The organism is Agathobaculum sp. Marseille-P7918, from assembly GCF_964248325.1.
Taxonomy (GTDB): domain Bacteria; phylum Bacillota; class Clostridia; order Oscillospirales; family Butyricicoccaceae; genus Agathobaculum.
The window spans coordinates 183,319-204,419 of sequence record NZ_CAXTXI010000004.1 but is presented as its reverse complement, the minus strand read 5'-3'; the positions used below and the strand labels follow the sequence as shown (position 1 = coordinate 204,419).

The 21,101-nt window shown below is 56.1% G+C and carries 31 protein-coding genes; 6 read left to right on the top strand and 25 right to left on the bottom strand.

The window, feature by feature from the left end; translation table 11 throughout:
- The 21 genes from ACESSO_RS07975 to ACESSO_RS07875 all read right to left on the bottom strand — a co-directional run bounded on the left by ACESSO_RS07975 (position 1) and on the right by ACESSO_RS07875 (position 12,961).
- Positions 1-612, bottom strand: coding sequence for an HK97 family phage prohead protease (locus tag ACESSO_RS07975; protein ID WP_373164511.1), 612 nt, complete (start codon positions 610-612; stop codon positions 1-3).
- The gene (locus tag ACESSO_RS07970) at positions 587-1,771 is read right to left on the bottom strand and encodes a phage portal protein (RefSeq protein ID WP_373164510.1); all 1,185 of its coding nucleotides are present in this window, start codon (positions 1,769-1,771) and stop codon (positions 587-589) included. The genes ACESSO_RS07975 and ACESSO_RS07970 overlap by 26 nt, the downstream gene beginning before the upstream one ends.
- A 1-nt stretch (position 1,772) precedes the next feature.
- Positions 1,773-3,527: a terminase large subunit gene (locus ACESSO_RS07965; protein ID WP_373164509.1), complete on the bottom strand. Its 1,755-nt coding sequence runs from the start codon at positions 3,525-3,527 to the stop codon at positions 1,773-1,775.
- A complete protein-coding gene (locus ACESSO_RS07960; RefSeq protein WP_373164508.1) occupies positions 3,520-3,675 on the bottom strand; it encodes a hypothetical protein in 156 nt (51 codons plus the stop codon). The genes ACESSO_RS07965 and ACESSO_RS07960 overlap by 8 nt, the downstream gene beginning before the upstream one ends.
- Entirely contained in the window at positions 3,672-4,034 is a 363-nt protein-coding gene (locus ACESSO_RS07955) for a hypothetical protein (RefSeq protein WP_373164507.1), read from the bottom strand. Before ACESSO_RS07955 ends, ACESSO_RS07960 begins: the two co-directional genes overlap by 4 nt.
- An 80-nt stretch (positions 4,035-4,114) precedes the next feature.
- Positions 4,115-4,417 (bottom strand): HNH endonuclease, encoded by a 303-nt coding sequence (locus ACESSO_RS07950; protein ID WP_373164506.1) that lies wholly within the window; start codon positions 4,415-4,417, stop codon positions 4,115-4,117.
- On the bottom strand, positions 4,410-4,616 hold the full coding sequence (locus tag ACESSO_RS07945; protein WP_373164505.1) for a hypothetical protein: 207 nt from the start codon (positions 4,614-4,616) through the stop codon (positions 4,410-4,412). The genes ACESSO_RS07950 and ACESSO_RS07945 overlap by 8 nt, the downstream gene beginning before the upstream one ends.
- Before the next feature lie 59 nt (positions 4,617-4,675).
- The gene (locus ACESSO_RS07940; protein WP_297274542.1) at positions 4,676-4,834 is read right to left on the bottom strand and encodes a cysteine-rich KTR domain-containing protein; all 159 of its coding nucleotides are present in this window, start codon (positions 4,832-4,834) and stop codon (positions 4,676-4,678) included.
- Between the two features lie 117 nt (positions 4,835-4,951).
- On the bottom strand, positions 4,952-5,701 hold the full coding sequence (locus ACESSO_RS07935) for a hypothetical protein (RefSeq protein WP_373164504.1): 750 nt from the start codon (positions 5,699-5,701) through the stop codon (positions 4,952-4,954).
- Between the two features lie 109 nt (positions 5,702-5,810).
- Positions 5,811-6,479, bottom strand: coding sequence for a hypothetical protein (locus ACESSO_RS07930; RefSeq protein WP_373164503.1), 669 nt, complete (start codon positions 6,477-6,479; stop codon positions 5,811-5,813).
- The gene (locus tag ACESSO_RS07925; RefSeq protein WP_373164502.1) at positions 6,476-6,799 is read right to left on the bottom strand and encodes a hypothetical protein; all 324 of its coding nucleotides are present in this window, start codon (positions 6,797-6,799) and stop codon (positions 6,476-6,478) included. The genes ACESSO_RS07930 and ACESSO_RS07925 overlap by 4 nt, the downstream gene beginning before the upstream one ends.
- Positions 6,796-8,217 (bottom strand): ParB/RepB/Spo0J family partition protein, encoded by a 1,422-nt coding sequence (locus ACESSO_RS07920; RefSeq protein WP_373164501.1) that lies wholly within the window; start codon positions 8,215-8,217, stop codon positions 6,796-6,798. The genes ACESSO_RS07925 and ACESSO_RS07920 overlap by 4 nt, the downstream gene beginning before the upstream one ends.
- Positions 8,201-9,001, bottom strand: coding sequence for a ParA family protein (locus ACESSO_RS07915; RefSeq protein WP_373164500.1), 801 nt, complete (start codon positions 8,999-9,001; stop codon positions 8,201-8,203). Before ACESSO_RS07915 ends, ACESSO_RS07920 begins: the two co-directional genes overlap by 17 nt.
- 64 nt (positions 9,002-9,065) lie before the next feature.
- Entirely contained in the window at positions 9,066-10,385 is a 1,320-nt protein-coding gene (locus ACESSO_RS07910; RefSeq protein ID WP_373164499.1) for a replicative DNA helicase, read from the bottom strand.
- Positions 10,376-11,083 (bottom strand): hypothetical protein, encoded by a 708-nt coding sequence (locus tag ACESSO_RS07905; protein WP_373164497.1) that lies wholly within the window; start codon positions 11,081-11,083, stop codon positions 10,376-10,378. Before ACESSO_RS07905 ends, ACESSO_RS07910 begins: the two co-directional genes overlap by 10 nt.
- The gene (locus ACESSO_RS07900; RefSeq protein WP_373164496.1) at positions 11,080-11,448 is read right to left on the bottom strand and encodes a helix-turn-helix domain-containing protein; all 369 of its coding nucleotides are present in this window, start codon (positions 11,446-11,448) and stop codon (positions 11,080-11,082) included. Before ACESSO_RS07900 ends, ACESSO_RS07905 begins: the two co-directional genes overlap by 4 nt.
- 91 nt (positions 11,449-11,539) lie before the next feature.
- Positions 11,540-11,740, bottom strand: coding sequence for a hypothetical protein (locus ACESSO_RS07895; protein ID WP_373164495.1), 201 nt, complete (start codon positions 11,738-11,740; stop codon positions 11,540-11,542).
- Between the two features lie 83 nt (positions 11,741-11,823).
- Positions 11,824-12,291: a helix-turn-helix domain-containing protein gene (locus tag ACESSO_RS07890; protein ID WP_373164494.1), complete on the bottom strand. Its 468-nt coding sequence runs from the start codon at positions 12,289-12,291 to the stop codon at positions 11,824-11,826.
- A gap of 38 nt (positions 12,292-12,329) precedes the next feature.
- Positions 12,330-12,551 (bottom strand): hypothetical protein, encoded by a 222-nt coding sequence (locus ACESSO_RS07885; RefSeq protein ID WP_290572767.1) that lies wholly within the window; start codon positions 12,549-12,551, stop codon positions 12,330-12,332.
- Between the two features lies 1 nt (position 12,552).
- Positions 12,553-12,753, bottom strand: coding sequence for a helix-turn-helix domain-containing protein (locus ACESSO_RS07880; RefSeq protein ID WP_373164492.1), 201 nt, complete (start codon positions 12,751-12,753; stop codon positions 12,553-12,555).
- Positions 12,754-12,781: 28 nt separating this feature from the next.
- Positions 12,782-12,961: a hypothetical protein gene (locus tag ACESSO_RS07875; RefSeq protein ID WP_297274521.1), complete on the bottom strand. Its 180-nt coding sequence runs from the start codon at positions 12,959-12,961 to the stop codon at positions 12,782-12,784.
- 199 nt (positions 12,962-13,160) lie between these two features.
- On the opposite strand from ACESSO_RS07875, the gene ACESSO_RS07870 reads away from it, so the two are divergent.
- Positions 13,161-13,481, top strand: coding sequence for a hypothetical protein (locus ACESSO_RS07870; RefSeq protein WP_373164491.1), 321 nt, complete (start codon positions 13,161-13,163; stop codon positions 13,479-13,481).
- A gap of 282 nt (positions 13,482-13,763) precedes the next feature.
- Positions 13,764-13,973, top strand: a complete 210-nt coding sequence (locus ACESSO_RS07865) for a hypothetical protein (protein ID WP_373164490.1) — start codon at positions 13,764-13,766, stop codon at positions 13,971-13,973.
- Here the strand turns inward: ACESSO_RS07865 and ACESSO_RS07860 are convergent.
- The gene (locus tag ACESSO_RS07860; protein WP_373164489.1) at positions 13,970-14,203 is read right to left on the bottom strand and encodes a hypothetical protein; all 234 of its coding nucleotides are present in this window, start codon (positions 14,201-14,203) and stop codon (positions 13,970-13,972) included. The two genes, ACESSO_RS07865 and ACESSO_RS07860, sit on opposite strands and share 4 nt — an antisense overlap.
- Before the next feature lie 156 nt (positions 14,204-14,359).
- Here ACESSO_RS07860 and ACESSO_RS07855 point away from each other — a divergent pair, with 156 nt between their 5' ends.
- The 4 genes from ACESSO_RS07855 (at position 14,360) to ACESSO_RS07840 (ending at position 17,242) form a co-directional block, all read left to right on the top strand.
- Positions 14,360-14,692: a helix-turn-helix domain-containing protein gene (locus ACESSO_RS07855; protein ID WP_373164488.1), complete on the top strand. Its 333-nt coding sequence runs from the start codon at positions 14,360-14,362 to the stop codon at positions 14,690-14,692.
- Positions 14,693-15,012: 320 nt separating this feature from the next.
- Positions 15,013-15,576, top strand: coding sequence for a PH domain-containing protein (locus tag ACESSO_RS07850; RefSeq protein ID WP_373164486.1), 564 nt, complete (start codon positions 15,013-15,015; stop codon positions 15,574-15,576).
- Between the two features lie 310 nt (positions 15,577-15,886).
- Positions 15,887-16,099, top strand: a complete 213-nt coding sequence (locus ACESSO_RS07845) for a helix-turn-helix domain-containing protein (RefSeq protein ID WP_373164485.1) — start codon at positions 15,887-15,889, stop codon at positions 16,097-16,099.
- Positions 16,100-16,198: 99 nt separating this feature from the next.
- Positions 16,199-17,242, top strand: a complete 1,044-nt coding sequence (locus tag ACESSO_RS07840) for a site-specific integrase (RefSeq protein ID WP_373164484.1) — start codon at positions 16,199-16,201, stop codon at positions 17,240-17,242.
- A gap of 98 nt (positions 17,243-17,340) precedes the next feature.
- Here the strand turns inward: ACESSO_RS07840 and ACESSO_RS07835 are convergent, their stop codons facing one another.
- From ACESSO_RS07835 to ACESSO_RS07825, 3 genes are read right to left on the bottom strand one after another with little or no spacing between them, the layout of a single operon-like run.
- Complete coding sequence (locus ACESSO_RS07835) at positions 17,341-18,111, bottom strand: TatD family hydrolase (protein WP_373164483.1); 771 nt, start codon at positions 18,109-18,111, stop codon at positions 17,341-17,343.
- 12 nt (positions 18,112-18,123) lie between these two features.
- A complete protein-coding gene (locus tag ACESSO_RS07830; protein ID WP_373164482.1) occupies positions 18,124-18,888 on the bottom strand; it encodes an HAD family hydrolase in 765 nt (254 codons plus the stop codon).
- A gap of 27 nt (positions 18,889-18,915) precedes the next feature.
- Positions 18,916-21,099 carry a bifunctional (p)ppGpp synthetase/guanosine-3',5'-bis(diphosphate) 3'-pyrophosphohydrolase gene (locus ACESSO_RS07825; RefSeq protein WP_373164481.1) on the bottom strand — a complete coding sequence of 728 codons (2,184 nt, stop codon included), beginning with the start codon at positions 21,097-21,099 and terminating at the stop codon, positions 18,916-18,918.
- Positions 21,100-21,101 lie beyond the last annotated feature (2 nt).

The window sequence follows — 21,101 nt, the reverse complement described above, 5'->3', positions numbered from 1 at the left end:
TCACGTTTCCTCCTTTGTGATTCCGCTGAGTTTGAGCTTGAGTGCCAGCTTGCGGCGTTTGTCCGCCTCCGCGTGCTCGTGCTCGGCCTCCGCCGCAGCCCACGAGCGCGCCGCAATGCTGGTGCCGTCATAAGCCGGGATGTCGACCGCCGCCACGTCGAAAATGCGCCGGAAACCGGTAATGCGGCGCAGATGCTTGGCGCGGTCGTATTCCTGCTTGTTGACGGTGAACGCGAACGACATCCGGTCGATGTAGCCGCCCCGGATTTCATCAAAGAGCCTCCGCCCTTCCTCGGTGCCGCCGAGATCAGCTGCAATGTGCAGACCCTTGGTGTCGACTGTCAGGGTCAACGTTCCGTTCTTCGTCCGCGCCACGGGTTTGCCCCCGTGGTTGAAATTCATCACGACATCGCGCATCTCTGCTCCCGAAAATGCGTTCCGGTCGATGACTTCCTTGTACTGGATGCCGTCGTACTCGTACAGCACGGTTTCCTCATCGAAAACCGCAGCGTACCCCTCGACGCGGCACTGCTTTTGCCCGTCGCCGCCCTCCTGCGGCAGCGCCCGCACCTCAAACGTGCGGTAGTCACGGGTCTCCGGCGTGATCGCCATTGTCCTCGCCCTCCTTTGGTTCGGTGTTCAATTTGGACACCTCTGCATATTCCTTGCGGATGAAATACCGGTCGCCGTTCTCGACCGGCGGCATGTTGAAAATCTCAAGGCCCATGTTGTGGGTGAGAAAGCCGCGGTCAAAGAGCTGCGTCACAATATTCAGCTTGGTGTTGTTGCTCGCGTATTGCAGGCGGTTCGCCGTCGCGATGATGCCCGCGCCCTGCGCAATCTCGGCGGGCGTAAAGGTCATCGCGGTCAGCACGAGCGAAAGCTGAATGGCAAACGGCTCGATACAGCCCTCATAGTAGGCGTTCCACTCGTCCTCAGTGTAGGTATTGGTGAGAATCTTCTCATTCGTGCCAAAGTAGCTGAATACGCTCTGACGGATCAGCTCCTGCTGGCGCGGGTTGACCACGAGCGCCGTGCTCTCGATCTGCTTGACATCCGCGTACTTGCTGTCGAACATCATCACGCCCGTGTCGTTGCCCCGAAGATTATCTTCCGCGAAGCGCTCGCGCTCGGCGTCGATGTCCTTTTTCTTGAGGTTGCCCGCAAGCCGCGCGAGAAAGCGGATGGTGGTCGCGTTCTTGATACCGTTTACAATGCCCTCATCCTGTGTGTGCATAACCTGCAAGGTCGGGGCGAGCGGCCGATTATCCGACCCGAAAAAGTCGTCCTCGTACTGGTGCTGGGTCAAAATCCCCGCGCGGGAAAGCTCGATCGCGGCGTTCTGCCCGCCCCAAAAGCGGTATAGCAGATACGGCTCGCCGTCCACCTCGCGGATGCTGGACTGCTGCGGCAGCACGGGGAAATACCCGACGAGCCTGCCCGCCGCGTCCTCCATCGGCACGATAAAGGCGTTGTTCTGCACCATGTAGATGGTGGCGAGCCGCGCCAAAAACTTGCTCGCGTCCATCCACGGGTTGGGCTGCTGCCCCAGCACGCGCGCCAGCTCCGGCCGCGCATCGCCTGTCAGCTCCAGATGTAGCTTGCTGCAATGCCGCGCAAAGGTCGCGATCGCCGCGCGCGTCAGCTCCATCTCGTACAGCCCGCCGCGATAGGTCGTGTAAACCGGCTGATAGGCGGTGAGCGTCTTGAAGAACGCCCGCGCATCCCCGCCCGGCGGCCGCCGCGGAAACAGCTTTTCAAAAAGCCCCATGTCATGCCTCCTCGTTCATGTTCACATAGTCGTCGCGCTTGTCCTGCAGCACCTTATAGGCGCAGATCAACGCGACCGTACCGTCGATACGGCGGCGTCCGTCGGTCACCTTGACCGGCTGGATGTTGCCGTTGATGTCGGCACGCACCTCGGTGTTGACCAGACACCATTTATCAACCGGATTGTTGTTATCCACCACCAGACCGGCGGCAAGGTCAGCCTTGAGGTCCTTCATCGGCTGGGAAAGCGACAGCGTGCCCTGCCGCACGGGGATCATACACTCCGCGCCGAACTCGGCCTTGAAGCGGTCGAGCAGGCTGTCGTCGATGTGCCACGGGTCATAGCCGATGTAGCGCACATACAGGTCGTCCTCGTCGCGCAGCTCTTTAAACCAGTCGAGCAACACCTGTTTATCCACCTTGTTGCCCGGCACGGCGCGCATCAGGCCGCGCTTGACCCAGAGCGAATACGGCACGCTGTCCCGCTCGCGGCGGTTGCCGGCAGCCGCGTCCGCGTCCAAGACGCTCTGCGGCAGCCAGTACATGCTGCGCCGGTAAATCTTCGGATCGCCCGGCCGCTGGCAGATGGCCGTTGCGGCGCACAGGTCGATACTGTCGGCCGCATCCATGCCGCCGATGCAGTAATCGAATGCGATGTCAAAGGTCTCGGGGTTGGAGCACTCCGCCCACGTCAGCCACGCGGTTGCGGCGTTTTCCTTGAGGTTGAAGTCCTTAACCAGCACGGTCGGCAGGAAAGACGGGTCATTGTCGGCCTTTTTGACCATCTGCCGCAGATATTCGACCTTCTTGATCGTGCCGAGACCGGGATTTGCCTTAATCCAGTTTTTTTCGTCGTGATATTCGTCCCGCTCGTCCAGTTCGTAAATCCACGCAAGGAACGTGTCGTCCGTAATCGTGCCCTCGAGCACACCCGCGGCATAGGTATACTGCGCGTCGAAGATGCACTCGCGCACAAAGCCATTGGTCGAGATGGAAAACAGCAGCGGTTGCTCGCGGGCGGACATGGATTGCTTCATGTCGTCGTAGATCGCGCGGTTTTTGATCGCTGCCAGCTCGTCCACCAGCACGCCGTGGGCGTTCAGGCCGTCCAGACTGTTGGCGGCCGACGCCAGCGCCGAAATGGTACCGAGGTTTGCCGGATAATACAGGTCGCCCTGCCGCTTGCGGATGGCGCGGAACAGCTCGGGCGACTGCTTGCGCATGTTGACACAGGCGTTGTACGACTTCGCCGCCTGCTCCCGCTTGGTCGCGATGGAATAAATCTCGGGCGCACCCTCGTTGTCGTTGACCAGCAGATCCAGCTCGAGCGCGGCGCACTCGGTCGTTTTGCCGTTCTTGCGCCCCTCGACAATCATGACCTCCTGATACTGCCGCAGGCCGGTGTCCCGGTGGACAAAGCCGAAGATCGCCTGCCAGCGCGCCTTTTGAAACAGCTCAAGCGTCAGCGGCGCGCCAAGCTGTCCCTGCGGCTGCTTGCAGAACCGCTCGACGAATGCGATGTGGACATTCGCGGTGTCCAAATCGAACACCCACGGCTTGTACTTCTCCGGCCGTCGAATCTTATCCAGCAGCAGCGCGCACAACAGACGCACCTTGCGGCAGGCGAGAATATCACCGGTCAGCACCGCGCAAGCGTATTGCTCGAGCCAGTGCTCGCCCTTCGGTGCGGGATTTTTCTTCGCTTCGCGCTCCATGCGGCGCAGCAGGCGCTCGCGCGCCAGACGGGGATCAGCCATCCGGCGGTCGCCCCTTCTTGCGCTGCGCCTTGTAAACAGCGCGCCGCAGCTTGTCGTGCGGGCAGCGGCGAATATACTCGGGACGGCGCAGCGCCGTGTCGCACACGCCCTGGCTGTTCAGCATCGGACAGGCTCTGCATACGTTCATCGCAACGTCCTCCCGTTGGCTTTCTGCCATGCGCGCAGCGCGTCACCCTCAGCGTCGCCTGCGGGCAGCATATCGCACAGCGTCTTGATGATCGCGGTCTGGTTTTTGACCATCGTGTTGTACACCTCGACCTCGGGCGACTTCTTGGTGCCCCACTGGTTTTCGCCGTTCTGGTACTTGGAAACGACACCCTCTTCCGTGATGGTTTTGCGCAGATCAGCCAGCGTCACGGCCATAAAAGCCGCGTTTTCGATCAGGGAAGCGGCGGTATTCCGGCGGTTTTCGTCCAGCCCTGCAAAGATTTTTTCGAGCTGCTCGCGCTCGCGTTTGATTCTTGTGTCGATCGTGATTTTGGGCATTTCGCCGCTCCTTTCTGCTACACCCCTCCCGCATGCCCCACTCAGCAAAATTCTTCTCTGGGGATGCGGTCTGAGGGAGGTCAGCGATTTTTCGGGAATGGGGGGAGTATATTTCCGTCCGCATCGAACCGGCAGCGCGCCGCCGGATGCTTTGCCATGTGCTCGAGGTCGTGACAGCGGTGACACAGCAGCTCGAGGTTATCCCAGCCGAGCGTGCGCTTTGGGTTGTTCATGTCCTGCGGCCGCAGTGCCTTGCGGTGATGCACGATCAGGCCGGGCGCGCCGCAGCGTTCGCACAAGCCGTGCCGGTGTGTCATGTAGGCCAGCCGCGTCTGCTGCCACGCCGCTGAGTTGTAGAACGCTTTCGCCCACGGTTTAGCCACGGATATTCCCCCGCATGACCGCAATCGCGTACTGGCTGTCGCCGATGGCCTTGCTGATCGAGTTGATTGACCGGTACAGCCGGAAGCGCACCTCCGCCTGCGGCTCGGCCTGCATGCGCTCGTACAAAGCCGCGCGCTGGCGCTTCATGCTCTCGACGTTCGCGGCGTACTCGTCCGCAATCTCGGCAATGGGTTTCATGGCACGCCCTCCTTTCGGGCAAAAGAAAAAGCCGACCTCGCAACACCCTCACGGGGATGTTACGCAGTCGGCTCGGACCTCAACGGGTTCTGGCTCACGCCGTCAAAATCGACGGTGGACTCTTGTTTGCATTTTTCGCACCACAGCGGGAAATGCTGCAGCTTGGTCTCGCCAGGAACGACCTGGACTCTCGTCGTGCGGCCACATCGCGGGCACACGATCTTTATTCTCTGATTTTTATTGTACACTCGTTTTTGCCTCCTGTCTACGCCGTCGGCGCGGTTTCTATGACCCTGTTCGTTATATATACATGGGTTTCGAGAAAAAGAAATAGGCTATTCGTTTTTCTTCCGGCGGCTCTTTCGACATCGTCGTGGCTTCGGGTCGGGCAGCAGATATTTCAGATACACATATTCGCCCCACTCGTTGCGCTCGGTGACCGATTCCAGCACAGTCGCGCCGGGCGGCGGCTCCAGCGTCGCGCGGTCGTCAATCCAATCGGATTGTACGGTCGGCCGCGTCAGTCCTTTCGACGGCGTCCACATGCGCTTACCATTGGATGACCCAGCTTCGCGCGGTTCCTTGGCGAGATACTCGGCCAGCGCACGGTATTGGGTATCGTCGAGCGGTTCGATGTTGACCTGCTCACCGTATGTCCATAGCGACCGAATCGTTTCCATGTCGTTGCCTGTTCCGTTTAAGATCACATGATGATGCCAGCGGCCGTGTTCGTGCTTGCTTTCCGTCACATAGATGTATTTCAAGTCGGGCAGTCCTTGCCGTCGCCGTGTTTCCCGCAACGCCCGAAAGAACTTTTTAAGATTCTTCACCGCCTCGGCGCGGCTCTGCGGCAGGTGCTCATCGTCATAGGTCAGTGTGACAACCAGATCGTGCCGCGTGAAGTTGGCGGCAATCAGCAGCTCAAGCTGTCGGCACGCAGCCTTAAGGTTAAGCCGTCGTCGCGCTGCGCTCGACATCTTCATCTTCGCCTGCCTCACATGCTCCGCGTCCGATGGCAGCGCGGCCGTGTATGCTGTTTCAAACACCAGTCGCCCTGCGACGACTGTTTTGCGCCTTTTGGCCATTTCTACCTCCGTGTTCAAATTGGACACAAACCGAAACGGATACAGGGAGGCCGCAGCCTCCCATGCCCGTTTTGATGATTTTTCAGAATATCCGCAGATTTCGGATTTGTCAAGGATTTTCGCCGTCAAGGTCATTTTTTGCCAGTTTCTCAACCCGCTCGAACTCGATCACCCACACCCACGGATTAGCTTCCCAGCCACAGCGGACACGATCAGCGGGTTTGATAGTGTTGTCCCACACCTCGGCGAACTTTTTTCTTGCCAAGATGCCTTGCATGACCAAATTTGTCTCCTGAATAAAATTGAGCTGTACGCCCTCTTTCTCGCAATCTATCAGATAGATATCCTGCAACCGCTCAACCCGCACGCCAGTCACCCGCAGAAAGATACGGGCAGCTTCTCGCGGCATGTTCTCGCTCGACCTCCAGACCATTCGATGCGCCCGACGCATCATATCGTATCGGTCGGCTGAAAAATGAATGTCTGCATACGAACCATCGGCCTTATACCGGACACGACCGCTCCCGACAATATTGGACAAGTAGTCAACTCGAAATGTCTCTCGCACATACAGCACATCGCCGGGCTGGTATGGCTGCTTCATGAGATATTTGGGCTGACTATCTTTCCCACGCGACCACCCATACGCTTTTCCGATTTTGGAAACTGTCGAAGCGGCAGGCGGCTGCGGTTTCACGACGCGCCGCGTCACCGTCTTTCGGCCTTCCAGCAGCGCGAGCACCATTTTGGTGTCAAACAAGATCGGCTTTAGGCTCATTTTATTTTCACTCCCATCAACTTCGCCCACTGCTTATTCGCGGCGCGAGACTCAGCCAGCGCGGCGTCGGCCTGCTGCAAAACGTCCATCGGCACCTCCAAGAGCGGCATGCCCTCATACGGTTTGAGCAATTCGATATACCGCTGTAACGCGGCAGATGCGGTTTGAAGCGCCTGATCCGCACGGTCGAGCCGCTCCTGTTCTTTTTCAAATTCCAGATCATTGAGTGCAAGGCGCAGATTGCGGTCGGACAAATCATATTTGCACATTGTTTTGATGATCCATAGCAAATCGGCCTTTGTGCAGTCGGACAGGTTCATTTGACTACCTCCGGCGGCAGCTCGGCAGACCACCATCTCACATCTACCGTCATCAGGCCATCATCCGGGAACTCGGGCAAGTACCAGCCGCCCGCGCGATAGACATAGGCGGCATAATTGCCCCGATTGTAATTGTTATGACTCAGCGTCAGCACCGTCTGCCCTTCCTCCGGGCGCTCGTCCGGGTACGGGTGCCAAACCGGTGCGGGCTGCGGCTTTGGCAGATATCCGCAGCGGATGTTGCACGGCTCTGGACAAGCCATGCAACACGCATACGGCTGACCGCAGCACTGCGCCGAACCGCATACACCGTATGAGTTCAGCCCAGTCACGCACACATGACCGTTACCATCCACCTGCGGCAGCTCTGCGGTCGCCTGCTGCATCTGCTCGTCCAGCTGACGCAGCGTCTGTTCTTCCGGCGTGTGTTCGTCCGCAGGCGGCGCGATCTTGCCGCTCTCCACCATGCCGCGCAGACGCTGCACGATCTGCGACCACGACAGCTTGCCCTGAAACGGCTTTTTCACCTCCAGCCCGCTGATTGTGAGGACATACTGCACGCCTTCTGAATCGCCGCCCATGTATCCGCGAAAAACCAGCGCATCCTTGACTTCCTCTATCAACCGGCTCGCCGCCATGCTCTGGCTGTCATGCAGAACACGGTACAGCGCGGCTTCGTGTCCTTTTGCAATGTGCCGCAGCAGGAATGCATCGACCACGCCGTCCGACACGGTTGGCTTGTCCCGCGCGGCCTTGACATCCTGCGCGCGGAAAGTCTCGCCGCGTGCCAGTCGCTGCTCGAACTCGGTCTGCACCTTCTTGGGGCTGTGCGCCAGCTCGTCCGCGACCGACTCGCCGATTTGCTCGCGCCGCAAGGCTTCCAGCAGCGCGGGCGACAAGTTCTTGTGGATGTACTGCATGCGGTGAACGGCAGACGCGCTCTCGCTTACTTGCTCGGCGAGGTGGTCGCGCAGACGGCCGGGCAGCTCTACGCCCCGCTCCTTCATGCTGCGCAGCGCCTTCTCCAGCAGCACTACCGCCTGCATTTTCTCGTAGTAGGTCAGCTCGCGGCTGGTCAGGTTGGACTGGATCAGCGCGACCATCTCACTGTCCTCGCCATCATAATTCTTGACGATGCAGGGCGCGTCCTTGCGTCCCAGCAGCTCCAGCGCCTTGCGGCGGCGGTGTCCGGCGACGATGCGGTATTTGCCCTCCTCTGCCACGCACACGGTCAGCGGGCTGTACAGCCCGTTCAGCGTAATATCGTCTGCAAGCTCCTGCACATCCTCGACTGTGAAAAAGTTGTGTTCGTTGACGAGCAGCTGCGAGAGCGGGATCTGGACGACCTGCATCGGCGATGTGTCCAATTTGAACACATCGTGCGCGACCATCGCGCCGACGTTAACTTTCCGCGCCATCTGCGCCACCTCCCAGATACTCGCGCACCCACGCGCGGTAATCGCGCGCAGCGGCCGAGGTCGGCGACCACTGGCAAACCGGTTCGCGCGCAAAGGTGCTTTCGTCCACCTTGTCCGTGCGGCGGATGCGGGTCTGGAACACCGGCACGGGGCAGTTTGCCCGCAGCCAGTCCTCGCCCTGGCGGACCACGTCCGCGTTGTGCCACATGGTCAGCAGCACACCCACCTGCACTGCGCCGTTGACCCGCCGGATGCTGTCAATTTGCCGCAGCAGCTCGGCCATGCCGTCGATCTCGAATGCGCCCGGCTTGACCGGGATGACGATATCGCTCGACGCTGCCACCGCGCTGATCGACGCGACCGAAAACGCGGGCGGGCAGTCGATAACAAGATAATCATAGGCGTCGTCCTCGATGACCGCATCGCGCAGGTCGGTCAGCACGCGCAGCGCACGGTCGCGCGGCGTGCCGCCGTTTGCATCCCCCGGCAGGCTGCCGTCGAGGTCGAGCGCCGCGAGCGACATGTCCGCCGGGATGACGTCCAGCCCGCGGTAGATCGTGTGCTGGACAAGGTCGGAATAGCACAGGCACATGCCCTCGAACAGGTCGGCCAGCGTGCCCGGCTCGGCCGGGATGCGGTAAAACCGCGAGGCGTTGCCCTGATGGTCAGCGTCGATCAGCAACACGCGCGCATTGTACTCGGTGGCGAGGATCGCCGCGAGGTTGACTGCAGTCACCGTCTTGCCGACACCGCCTTTGAGGTTGACGATTGAGATGGTTTTCATGTCTCGTCGTCCTCCTCGTCCTCGTTCGCCTCTTGGTAAATCAACTTGCTCATGTATGTACCTCCTATGCGGTTTCGATTTTCGTCTGTTTATACGGGTCGTCCTCCATCTGGATGACCTGCGCCTCGTCGAAGCCGTCCCACTGCTCGACAAACCGCTGATACCGTCCCTCGAACCAGAACGGCAGTGTGCGGCGCGATCCGTCGCGGTTTTTCGCAATCTTGATGACGCGCAGCTGGTCGGCATCACACGCCTTGAACTGTTCCGGCGTTTTTAGCTTCTTCCGATCGGGTGTGCCGATGCGCAGCACTGCGTCCGCGTCCTGCAAAATCTGTCCCGAGCCACGCAGGTCGCCCGACCGGTTGAGCTGGCTAAGCGCCAGCACCACGCGCCCCGACCGCGTCAGCTGTTGCAGCGTCTTGGTGCTGTGCGTGATTGTGGTGTACTCATCCGCGCGCGGGTCGGACGGCTCGATCAGCTGCAAATAGTCGATGATGGCAACATCGGTGCGCGATGCCTTGACGTCGGCTGCAATCTGCTCGGCCGTACAGCCGCTCGCATGCACAATGCGAAATGGCAGGTTTAACAGCTTGGCCTTGGCGCGTGCCTGTGCCTCCAGCTCGGGTGCAGTGAACCGCCGCGCCTTGATGTGTCCCAAATCAACCAGCGCGGTACGCGCCATGATGCGCTGCATCAGACGGCGCTTGTCCGTTTCCAGTGTGTAGAACGTCACGCGCGCCTGCCGCGCGAGCGCCACCGCAACTGACAGCGCAAACGCGGTTTTGCCTGCCGACGGCTCTGCGGACAGGATGACATACTGCCCGAGGTTTAACTCGGTTTCGAGCGCCTGCGTGACCGACGGGAAGCCCCAATCGAGGAACTTCGGCCGCTCGTCCATCTGGGAAAAGTAGTCCAGCAGCAGCGCGTTCATGTCGCTGCCGCGATCCTCACTGCCCGACGCCAGCACGGTCTGCATGCGCTCGACCAGCGCGGCCACCTCGGGCAGCGGCGCGGCGTAAGCGATGTGCGACCGCGTCTCGTGCAGCAGCGCGTCCAGCCGGTAGCGGATGGCACAGTCGCGCAGCTGTCGGACATAGGCGGCGCAGTTGCTGGGCGTCATCATCATGTCGGCCAGTTGTTTGACTAGCTCGATGTACTCGGTGCCGCACGCGGCGCGCACGGTGTACGGGTCAATCTGGTCATTTCGGGCGAACATCGCCCGGCAGGTGTCGAAGATGTACCGCCGCTCGCCGTTGAGGAAGTCCTCCGAGCGTACCTGCCGGAACACGTCGGCGGCGTTCATCGGCGCGTCCGCAATCAGTGCGCCGAGTACGCTTTGCTCGGCGTCGTTGTACAGCTTGAGCGCTTGTTCCGTCAAAGCCATGTGTATTCGTCCTCCTTGCGTTCAGGCGGCGTCGGCGGCGTGGGGCTGCCCTCCGGCTCGTCCTCCCAGCGGCGGGCGTTGAGCCATGTCGCAGGGTACGGAATGAACTGCCCGCCGTCCTTCGTCCACTCCGGCAGGCGCTTTTGCCAGTCCAGCGCCCGCAGCATCGCTTCCACCAGTTCCCCGTCGGGGTTGAGTTTCGCAAAGGCCTTTCTGGCATCGGCCTTGCTCACCTTGCGTGGGTACGCGCCCCAAAAACGGTCAAAAAGGGGAAGTATATCTGTATTTCTTTTATCTGGTCTTTTATCTGTTCCTTTAATACATTTCACCGTTTGGTGGAATGTGTCCACGCATTCGGTTGATTGCATTTCACCATTTGCGTAAATGCATTTCACCGTTTCGGTAATGGTATACCACTTGGTTTTATCCCGTCCATCTTCGTTAAAACAGGCTGTCTCAATCAAGCCTTTTTCGATGCAGTTGCGCACGACCCGCTCCATCTGGCGCGGCGTGAGATAGTCAAACAAATCCTCTTTGCAAAAGTCCTGCATGCTGGAATATGTCCAATACTTTCCGTCCCGCAGGTTTTGACCGCGCGCACGGTTCCAGACGACCCAGTAGTAAATGTGATGCACAAATGCGGCTTCGTCCGCACTTTTGGTGATTTTGGCGACCTCTGTATTGAACTGAAACATCATGGCGCGCCGCCTCCCTTCTCGGCCAGCACGCGCAGCGCATGCGTCAGCTCAGCGGCACGAGCGAGTAGCTGCTCCAGCTCGGCGCACTGTTGTCTAATGTCCAGCAGTAAAGTCAAATTTGACGTTGCTGGGGTGTTAAACTTCAAAAAGTATTCTATTGGGACTTTATAGTGCTCGACAATGCGCTGCAACACGCAAAAACTTGGTTCATGTTCTCCACGCTCGTATTTCGCAAAAGAGCTTTTCGCTATCCCGATTGCTTCGGCAGCTTTTTCCTGTGTTTCTCCGTTTCTGCGTCGAATGGCACGTAATGCCGCCCCAAACGCTTTTGCAGGGGAAATACCTTCCGTCTTCACCGCCGCCACCGCCTTTCCATCGGCTGGGTGAGCCTGTCCACCAGCATGCCAAGGGCGAGGTAGGCGCAGCCTACCCCGAGCATGGCAAGGATGGCGTAGATCATACCGCCACCTCCCCTGTCAATTGCTCTCGCAATTCTCGTTCCGCCCGCTCAATCGAGCTGCGCAAGTGCGTGACAAATCCGTCCCACAGCAATAGCTGCGCGGCCAAATCAAAAGATAGTCCCATTTCCGCAGCTAACGCCGCAATACGCGGCTCAAGTTCTTCCGGGATCTCAAATTTCACCTCTACGAGTTTCATGTTTTCCCTTTCCCCCGGCGCGGCCCTCTTGACAGCGCCGGGCTTTTCCGGTATCCTGTAAGTAAGTTCAATTTTGTTTGCGCTCAGTCGCGGTTGCCGCCGCTCTGGGCGCTTTCCTTTTGCGCCGCACAATCCAATTCGAGATATGTCGCCATGATCTCCCGCAGTTCTGCCATGATTGCATCATGCAGCGGGCGTTCCTCAGATGTAATAACGCCATCCTCGTTGATCTCAAGCAGCTGATCCAGTCGGCCCGTTTTGGCAAACTTGCCAATCAACCGCACCAGACGCATCGTCGCCTGCTCCAGCGGTTTAGATTGCACCTCAGGCAGTACGCCGCCCAAATCACCTGCGGCGATATGCTGGTAGCACAGATACGGGAAATCGTAAAGCTGTGCCATGCGTAAAACCGTGCTATCTGGCGGCCGTCGGCGATCCTGCTCATACGCACCCAGACTCTCAACCGAGATGTCCAGTCGCTCAGCTGCGGTTTCCTGCGTCAAACCTTTCAGCTCGCGCGCAGTTTGATAGATATTTCTGTATTTTGACAAACTGGTTTTCCTCCCTTTTTCATGCTATAATGCACCCATCACTTGAACAGTGACAGCATTTCCTCTGCGGGCATGCCCAGCACAGTCGAAATCCGACGCAGTTCGTTAACCGTCAGATCGCCCGGCTGTTCCAATCGCCGGTGCAGTAGCTGCCGCGATACCATGATTCGCTTGGCAAGCGCTGTGTGGTCCGGCAGCCCCGACAAAACACGATACTTCTCAATGTTTGCAACGAATTGCAAATCACCTTGTTTGCTCAACTCAGCTCACCTCCTTTTTCGTTTCATACAGCTCATCGGTCGTGCAGCCGAGGAAGGCCGCAAGCTCGGCCATCACTCGGCCGGGTGGGTACTTACCATCGCTTTCCCACTTGACCACGGTTGACTGCGCAATACCGAAGTGCGCGGCCAATTCGGTCTGCTTGATACCGCGCTCTTCGCGGTATCGCTTGATGGTTTTCATGTTATTCACCCCTTTCCGGTTCTTGTTCTCAGGAATCTGAATATACGGTCGAATGCTCAATCAGGTAGGAAGCGACTTGCGTCGGAGATGCCGCAATTGAAAAGGCTTTCACATCATTTTGCCGTATACCGTCGATAATGACTTCCTGCAATCGACCCTGCCTAAACCTCAAGATGATTTCATCATGAAATTGCAAGGATTGATCCAAACGCTCACCTCCCTATCGCTTCTTTTTAGTTACATTAGTCACCAACCTATTAATACATGGAATAAAAGAGTTGTGGCCACTGATACAAGGATGGGTAAGCCATACTCCCTAATAAACTTCACCCCTATCACCTCCCTATCGCTTCTTGCCCCTTCCACTTCCATGTGTTACCATGGAAGCGGAAGGGAGATGCTAGACAATGACCAAACAGCAATACAAGCTGTGCAAAGCCATTATCCGCTATCGGTATGTTGATAAAATTATCAAAAATACATCTCTTGAAGATTACCTAGACCTACAGGATCAGCTTGACTATCAGCTTGACTTTAGCGATGACAATATGGATATGCATACACTTGTCACCCTGAAGAACCCATTACAGGAAGAATTTGAATCCCGGCGCTCCAAGCACTGGAAAAGTAATATGACGCTTTTCTTTGCCGGTGTAGCTGCTGCAGCATCTCTCATTTCAGCATCGCCGTACATAGGGCAATGGTTGACACGACTAATGCCGCAATAGATAACCAACGGTCAAATTTGAAGCCCCGATAGATTTCCTGATGCTCAAACAAAGAACGGTTCCGTGAGGTAGCCAATGTATCCACCATTCGCGCCACGTTCTTGAGATCTAAACATTGAAAATGCTCCGTGCTGACAGTCTGCATCTCTGTCAAACTATCTACTCGCTTCTCCAATCTCAAAATTCTGTTAAGAACTGTTTTCTTCACCCTCTCACCTCCCTATCGCTCCTTGCCCCCTCTGCTTCCATGTGTTACCATGGAAGCAGGAAGGAGGTGGAACTATGGTTTCAAAAACCTATCAGTGTAGTTGCCCGCTGAGTAAAAAACCGGTGTCTGTCCGAGTTGATTATGAAAAGATAGAAGTATGTGGAGACACCGGAACCTACTACAGCAAGGACGGTTACTCTTGCAGCGCTGGTGCGCTGGGAGATTGCCCCGGTGCATCTCAGGAAAATTTTGAATGCCCGGTTTATCAAAAATCCGTTTACTAATCCTTCCACGGCCGCATGAATTGACAGCCAATGCCGCTTTTTTGTCTTAATATCGCATTGGCTGTCGGCCAATAACCGCCGCAGTCCGTCTTGAAGCACCGGTGGACATACTGACACGGTTCACAGATTTTTCCCCAGTGCACAGGCGTTTTCTCGCATGCGCTTTCATGCGCGGCTACGCAATGGCGTGAGACACATACCCAAAAGCGCTCGTCCAACTCTTGTTCCATCCCTCTCACCCCCTTATCACTTTTAGTGATTATAAATATATATCACTCTAAGTGATATGTCAATAGAATTTAAGCAATTTTTTCTCGTATAGTGCTAATCTATTTTTTGATATTACTTTTTGTGATATTATTGCATCACAATAGGTGGTGATATCAATGACACGGATAAAATCTTTGCGTGATGAGGCTGGGCTATCCCAAGCCGACCTTGCAAAGGAACTTAACGTTGCCCAGAACACGGTTTCCAGCTGGGAAAACGGCAAACGCGATCCTGATACCGACACCGTAAAGCAGCTTGCAGCCTTTTTCGGAGTATCGACCGACTATCTGCTCGGCGCTACTGATAAAAAAAATGCGCCCTCCGAAGAGGACGCAGGATTAAGCGCCGAAGAAAACGAGCTGCTTGAATTGTTCAGAAACGCTTCTCCTGCCCTGCAGGACGCTGCGCTTCGTGTGTTGGAGACGGATCAGAAGAAAGAATCTTCCTGACCTTTTCCATGGCAGCTGACGGATCAGCCGAAGTCCGAATCAGCTTGAGCATATATTTTTCTCGATCCGTCATTTGATCTCCTCCAGAAATCGAACAAGTGTTTGTATTTTCAATAATACACCACATCTTGGGTTTTGGCAAGGGCAAATCAATATATTGCATATCATGTACAAAATACCGGTGTTCAAATTGGACACATAAAAAGCGCCCGCCCCAGTGCACCACCACCGGAACGGGCAAATATGGAGTGTTTCACACAGTCCTCCAATACCATTATACAAGATTGGCTAATTTTGTCAATCTTTAAGGGGGATTTAAGATGCGAACCGCAGAAGAAATGATTCAGTTTTGCGTTGCAAATCATCTTGGGCAAGGTTCAATGAAAAGTTGGGATGTAAAGCACTTCACACTTATCCAAAACGCATTGCAGCCAGATGAACAAGTACTGTTCGTATTTGAAGGTCTGCATAATTACCAATCTGCGTCAAAACACGATGGCAACTATGCTTATGCTGTTACAAATCGCCGCTTTATTCTTGCCCAAAAGAAATTCATTGGAGAAAACCTGATAAGTGTTGCGCTCGATCAGATCAATGATATTACATTCTCTTCAGGGCTTGCTCTTGGTACTATCACAGTTGACACTATCAGGGAACAGTTTAAAGTTGCTTTTGAGAAGAATCAGGCGAAAAATGTTAGTGAACGCCTGCATAATCTTTTAATAGACCTCAAACAGCCTACGCCTACGGCACAGTCAACTAATACGCAAAAGGAAGTTGATGACCAAATTAATCTGCTTTATGAGCTAAAAGAACTCTTGGATGCTGGTGTGCTAACTCAAGAAGAATTTGACGCAAAGAAAAAACAGATTTTAGGACTGTAAGCAGCCGAATCTATTAACTAATCTTTCCTTGGCACTACATTTTGCACACTTGAGCCATGTACATTTGCTGTTACTCTTCGCTATGGGATACCTAACGGTCTGCAACTACCCGGCGCTGGCTTCATAGGAGCGCACCCTTGCTGTTGAGTTATTAAGGAACACACAGTGACTTGCTATCACCATGTATATTGTACGTTATAATAGACAAGTTTTCAATGAACGAAATATTCAAAATCGTGATATCAAAATTATTGATTTTGTCTATTTTAACGTACAACCCATTCAGTTATAATCATAGGAGAAATTTAATATGCCAATTACATATGAAAAGCTTTTCTCCTTGATGGAGCAACAAGGTATCAACAAACGCTGGTTGCGGCTTAATGGCATTCACGCAAATTCGGTTGATCGTCTAATCAAAAATCAATATGTCACTACCGAAATCATAGAGCGTCTCTGTAAGCTTCTAAATTGTCAACCTGGAGATATTATGGAATATATTCCCGATGAAGCTGAGCGCTAAAATAACCCCGCAGACCACAACCGAACACTGTTTTGTTGTGGTCTGCATTTTTACGCCCACTCAAGTCGAACAAACGTTCCTTTTTTGGAGGTTTTCGCAATGGCAACAGCAAAGAAATTACCATCAGGCAACTACCGCGTACTGGTCTATACCGGCAAAGATGCCTCCGGCAAGCGGCAATACAAATCCTTTACTGATCCGGACAAGCGCACAGCGGAGTTTCTGGCCAGCGAATACCTCACCCGCAAGCGCAAGGGCGGCACTGCTGCGGAGCTGACGCTTGCGCAGGCCATCGAGCAGTACATCGACTCCAAGGAGCATGTGCTCTCCCCCACGACTGTACAGGCCTATCGGTCAATTGCCAAGCACCGGTTTGGGGCGCTGCAAAAGCTGTCACTCGCTGCGCTGGATTCAGCGGCCGTACAAAGCGCGATCAACCGCGAAGCGGTAGAGTGCTCACCTAAGACTGTCGCCAACGCCTACGGCCTGATTTCAGCCGCGTGCGCCATGTTTGCGCCCGACCTTCGACTGCGCGTCACGCTGCCCGCTAAAAAGCGACAGCTGCGTACCCTGCCCACACCCGAGCAGGTGATCCATGCCGTGCAAGGCACATCGGTCGAGCTGCCTGCCCTGCTAGCGCTCTGGCTGTCGCTGCGCATGAGCGAGGTGCGCGGCCTGCGCTACGGCGACATCAGCGGCGACATCCTGACGATCCGGCGCACGGTGCTGCATGTCGGCGATCACGAGGAAGTGCGCGAGCAAACAAAGACTTTCACCAGCACGCGGCGGTTGCGCCTACCGCCCTATCTGCGGCAGCTGATCGGCAAAGGAAAGCCGGACGAACCAATCATCAAGGAAAGCGGCGCGGTGATCTATAACCGCTTTGTCGCAGCAATCGACGCGGCCGGGCTGCCGCACATGCGCTTTCACGACTTGCGGCATTTGAACGCCTCGGTCATGTTGCAGCTGGGCGTGCCGGACAAGTACGCCATGGAGCGCGGCGGCTGGTCAACGAATGCTGTGCTGCAAACCGTCTACCAGCACACCTTTTCGGACAAACGCAAGGCCGTTGATGACCAAATTGACCGCTATTTTGAAGCATTATGCAACACGAAATGCAACACAGATACCGAAAACGCCTGATATTCTGCACCCTCTGCGCAGGTTCGACTCCCATCATCCGCTCCAAGAAAAAAGCCCGCCATTGGCGGGCTTTTTTGTGTATTCTGTTGTCAACTGACTCAATTGATGCCAAACAGCCGCTTGCCGTTTTCCATCGTTACACGTTCCACTTCCGTGGCATCCATCCCTTTAATCTGCGCAATCGTTTCGGCCATACGATAAACATACAGCGACGAATTGCGTCGACCCCGAAACGGCTCGGGCGCCATGTAGGGTGCATCCGTCTCGACCATCAGCCGGTCCAGCGGCACCTCGCGGATCACCTCAATGGCGCGGCGCGCATTCTTGAAGGTAATCACACCTGTGAACGACAGGTAATAGCCTAAGTCCAGCAGCTCACGTGCCATCTGGACACTGCCCGCAAAGCAGTGGAATACGCCTCGCGTACCGGCATACCGCCGTGCAATTTCCAGACAGTCCGCATGTGCGTCACGGTCATGCACAATCACCGGCTTGTCCAGCTCGCGCGCCAGCTCCATCTGATGCGCGAATACGACTTGCTGCCGCGCGCGGGCGCGCTCGTCCTTTTCCCAATAGTAGTCCAGCCCAATCTCCCCAATGGCGCGCACGCGCGGCTCGGTCTCAGCCAGTTCTTTGATGACCGCAAGGTCATTATTCCAGTTTTCGTTGATATTTTCCGGATGAATTCCGACCGCAGCATATACAAACGAGTATTTTTGTGCATAGCTCACTGCCTTGCGCGAAGTCTCCACATCGCAGCCCGGATTGAGAATCAGGCCGACATTGTGCTCCGGCATGGAGGTTAAAAGCGCGTCGCGGTCCTCGTCAAAGCGTTCATCATCGTAGTGTGCGTGCGTATCAAACAACATGTGCGTCTCTCCTTAAATCCAGCCGAAATGACGGCAGGCATTCCACAGGCCATCCTGATCGACCGGGTCGGTCACATAATCTGCCATGCGCTTGAGCGCATCACGTGCGTTACCCATCGCGATCGAGAACCAGCCCTGTCCAAACATACACACGTCGTTCGTGCCGTCCCCAAAGATGACCACGTCCTCATTCGGAATACCGAGCCGCTCCACCATACGGCGAATGCCATTTTGCTTTTCGGTTGGCTCAACGAGCAGGATATCACGATTGTACCGCACGGTTGGCAGCGATCCAAAATCAATGTTGCACTCCTGCTCCGCCGTACACGCGATGTTGACCTTATACAGCACCTGCAACGTGCGGTAATCAAATGCCGGGTCGTACCGCGTCGGAAAGTATTCAGGCGGCGCAGCGTCCAGATAGCGTTTATCCGTGGTCACACAAATGCGCTCATTGACCGGCGTGACCGCCCATGGGATGCCCGCCGTTTCCAGACGGTCAATCAGCGCGATGCAGTCTGCCGCAGGCAGACTCTTCATCTCCACAATCTTGCCGCCGAGGGTCAGACTGTATCCGCCATCCGCAACAAAATCCGTAAAACTGTGCTGCGCGGCAAACCGTGCCGCCGATGCCTGTAAGCGACCGGTGGCGAGTGCTGTAAAATGCCCGTTGGCGCGCAGCTGTTCCAGACAGCGCACCGCACTCTCAGGCATGACCATAGTCTGCCCAACGCTCAGCGTGCCGTCGATATCAAAAAAGAAATATTTCTTCTGCATGGTTGTTCCTTTTGGATTTATCTTTTGTCAGTTAGTGTCCACCGTGCGCGTCACATCTACTACGCCCTTAATGGAGCGCAAGCGGCTGATGAGGTTGTCAAGCTGGTGCACGCCTGCAACGTCCACCATCGCGTTGATAACGCCGTAGCCGTCGTTGAGGTCGCGCGCGGAAATCTCGTGCACGTTGATTTTGCAGGCGGCGAGCACCGCAGTCACATCGCTCAGCACGCCGATACGGCTGCGCGTGGAAATCTGCAAGCCGGTAGAGAAGCGGTTGGAGCGGTCGGAAATGGCCAAATCCTCATCCCACCACGCACGCACCCAGCGGTCCGGGTCCTCCTGCATGTGGACATTGACGCAGTCGCGCCGATGGATGGACACGCCGTAGCCGCGCGTAACAAAGCCGACAATTTCGTCGCCCGGAATCGGGGTACAGCAGCGCGCAAACTTGACCAGACAGTTGTCGATGCCCTCGACCACTACGCCGGTCGTTGAGCGGGTGACGCGCTTGGGCTGCTGCTCCGGCTGGGGATGCGCCGCGCGTTCGGCCTGCTCACGCTGGCGGCGCAGCTTACCGACATCGTCCTTGACCTTGTTGATGACCTTGGTCAGCGTGATGCCGCCGTAACCGATGGCGGCATACAGCTCGTCAAGCGTGTTGAAAGAGAACTTATTGAGTGTATTCTTGCGCACTTCCTCGTTCTCATAAAAGCCGTTGTACAACAAATTCGCGCGCAGCTCACGGTCCAGGTCCTCGCGGCCGTTGACGATATTCTCCTCGCGGCACTCCTTCTTGAACCACTGCTTAATCTTGTTGCGCGCCTCGGTGGTCTTGACGATTTTGACCCAGTCGCGGCTCGGTCCATGCGCCTCCTTGGAGGTCAGGATTTCGACAATATCGCCGTTTTTCAGCTGGCTGTCAATCGGCGCGATACGTCCGTTGATTTTGCAGCCGGTCATGCGGTTGCCGACCGCTGAGTGAATGGCGTAGGCAAGGTCAATCGGGGTCGCGCCCGCAGGCATGTTGACCACGTCGCCCTTGGGCGTAAAGACGAACACCTCGTCGGCAAACAGGTCGACCTTGATGTTCTTGATGAAGTCCTCGGCCTCGGTGTCCTGCTGTGCTTCCAGCAGCTGACGAATCCATGCGAAGGTTTCCTCATTGCCCTTTTTGGTCAGGCCCTGCTTGTATTTCCAGTGCGCTGCCACGCCGTATTCCGCCATCTTGTGCATTTCGGTGGTGCGGATCTGGATTTCAAACGGCACGCCCGCGCGCCCGATGACTGTCGTGTGCAGCGACTGATAGCCGTTGGGCTTGGGCGTGGAGATATAGTCCTTGAAACGCCCGGGAATCGGCTTATAGAGGTCGTGCACATAGCCGAGCACATTGTAGCAGTCGGCCACGGTGTCCACGATCACACGCACCGCGCAGATGTCGTAAATCTCGTCAATCGTCTTGTGCTGGGCGTACATCTTGCGGTAAATCGAATAGATGTGCTTGACACGCGCGGAAATTGTATTTTTGATATGCGCCTCCGCGAGCTTGGCGCTGATGCGCTCCTGAATGCTCTTGAGGAATTCCTCCTGCTGCTCGCTTTGCTTTTTCAAGCCCTCGACAATCTCGTTGTAGCCGATAGGGTCGAGAATTTTGAGCGAAAGGTCCTCCAGCTCCCACTTGATGCGGCTCATGCCCAGACGGTGGGCAATCGGCGCGTAAATTTCCATCGTTTCCAGCGCCTTGTCGCGCTGCTTGCGCTCAGGCAGATACTGGAAGGTGCGCGCATTGTGCAAACGGTCCGCCAGCTTGATGAGAATGACGCGGATATCCTTCGCCATGGCGAGGAACATCTTGCGCAGGTCCTCAAACTGCTCCTGCTCCTTGGAGTAGCGCAGCATGCCCAGACGGGTGACGCCGTCGACCAGCTCGGCAACCGGCGTACCGAATTTATTTTCGATTTCCTTGTAGCCGAAGTCGGTGTCCTCGATACAGTCATGCAGCAGCGCCGCGCAAATCGAGTCGGTATCCAGCCCCATTTCCACCACGATTTCCGCAACCGAAACCGGATGGATGATATATGGCTCACCGTTTTTGCGTTTTTGTCCCTCATGCGCAGCAGCCGCGCACTCATAAGCCGCACGGATTTTTCGAATATTCGCCTGCGGGTTTTGCTTTTGCACGCGCTCGATTAAAAAATCCAGTTTGTTTTGCATAC

Coding starts and splice junctions, on each gene's coding strand:
- ACESSO_RS07965 (WP_373164509.1), bottom strand. CDS start 3,527: ATGGCTGATCCCCGTCTGGCGCGCGAGCGCCTGCTGCGCCGCATGGAG.
- ACESSO_RS07905 (WP_373164497.1), bottom strand. CDS start 11,083: ATGATGTTTCAGTTCAATACAGAGGTCGCCAAAATCACCAAAAGTGCG.
- ACESSO_RS07825 (WP_373164481.1), bottom strand. CDS start 21,099: ATGCAAAACAAACTGGATTTTTTAATCGAGCGCGTGCAAAAGCAAAAC.
- ACESSO_RS07930 (WP_373164503.1), bottom strand. CDS start 6,479: ATGAGCCTAAAGCCGATCTTGTTTGACACCAAAATGGTGCTCGCGCTG.
- ACESSO_RS07935 (WP_373164504.1), bottom strand. CDS start 5,701: ATGGCCAAAAGGCGCAAAACAGTCGTCGCAGGGCGACTGGTGTTTGAA.
- ACESSO_RS07870 (WP_373164491.1), top strand. CDS start 13,161: ATGACCAAACAGCAATACAAGCTGTGCAAAGCCATTATCCGCTATCGG.
- ACESSO_RS07960 (WP_373164508.1), bottom strand. CDS start 3,675: ATGAACGTATGCAGAGCCTGTCCGATGCTGAACAGCCAGGGCGTGTGC.
- ACESSO_RS07850 (WP_373164486.1), top strand. CDS start 15,013: ATGCGAACCGCAGAAGAAATGATTCAGTTTTGCGTTGCAAATCATCTT.
- ACESSO_RS07975 (WP_373164511.1), bottom strand. CDS start 612: ATGGCGATCACGCCGGAGACCCGTGACTACCGCACGTTTGAGGTGCGG.
- ACESSO_RS07860 (WP_373164489.1), bottom strand. CDS start 14,203: ATGGAACAAGAGTTGGACGAGCGCTTTTGGGTATGTGTCTCACGCCAT.
- ACESSO_RS07830 (WP_373164482.1), bottom strand. CDS start 18,888: ATGCAGAAGAAATATTTCTTTTTTGATATCGACGGCACGCTGAGCGTT.
- ACESSO_RS07920 (WP_373164501.1), bottom strand. CDS start 8,217: ATGGCGCGGAAAGTTAACGTCGGCGCGATGGTCGCGCACGATGTGTTC.
- ACESSO_RS07835 (WP_373164483.1), bottom strand. CDS start 18,111: ATGTTGTTTGATACGCACGCACACTACGATGATGAACGCTTTGACGAG.
- ACESSO_RS07880 (WP_373164492.1), bottom strand. CDS start 12,753: ATGAAAACCATCAAGCGATACCGCGAAGAGCGCGGTATCAAGCAGACC.
- ACESSO_RS07970 (WP_373164510.1), bottom strand. CDS start 1,771: ATGGGGCTTTTTGAAAAGCTGTTTCCGCGGCGGCCGCCGGGCGGGGAT.
- ACESSO_RS07915 (WP_373164500.1), bottom strand. CDS start 9,001: ATGAAAACCATCTCAATCGTCAACCTCAAAGGCGGTGTCGGCAAGACG.
- ACESSO_RS07955 (WP_373164507.1), bottom strand. CDS start 4,034: ATGCCCAAAATCACGATCGACACAAGAATCAAACGCGAGCGCGAGCAG.
- ACESSO_RS07945 (WP_373164505.1), bottom strand. CDS start 4,616: ATGAAACCCATTGCCGAGATTGCGGACGAGTACGCCGCGAACGTCGAG.
- ACESSO_RS07845 (WP_373164485.1), top strand. CDS start 15,887: ATGCCAATTACATATGAAAAGCTTTTCTCCTTGATGGAGCAACAAGGT.
- ACESSO_RS07840 (WP_373164484.1), top strand. CDS start 16,199: ATGGCAACAGCAAAGAAATTACCATCAGGCAACTACCGCGTACTGGTC.
- ACESSO_RS07855 (WP_373164488.1), top strand. CDS start 14,360: ATGACACGGATAAAATCTTTGCGTGATGAGGCTGGGCTATCCCAAGCC.
- ACESSO_RS07865 (WP_373164490.1), top strand. CDS start 13,764: ATGGTTTCAAAAACCTATCAGTGTAGTTGCCCGCTGAGTAAAAAACCG.
- ACESSO_RS07925 (WP_373164502.1), bottom strand. CDS start 6,799: ATGAACCTGTCCGACTGCACAAAGGCCGATTTGCTATGGATCATCAAA.
- ACESSO_RS07895 (WP_373164495.1), bottom strand. CDS start 11,740: ATGAAACTCGTAGAGGTGAAATTTGAGATCCCGGAAGAACTTGAGCCG.
- ACESSO_RS07910 (WP_373164499.1), bottom strand. CDS start 10,385: ATGGCTTTGACGGAACAAGCGCTCAAGCTGTACAACGACGCCGAGCAA.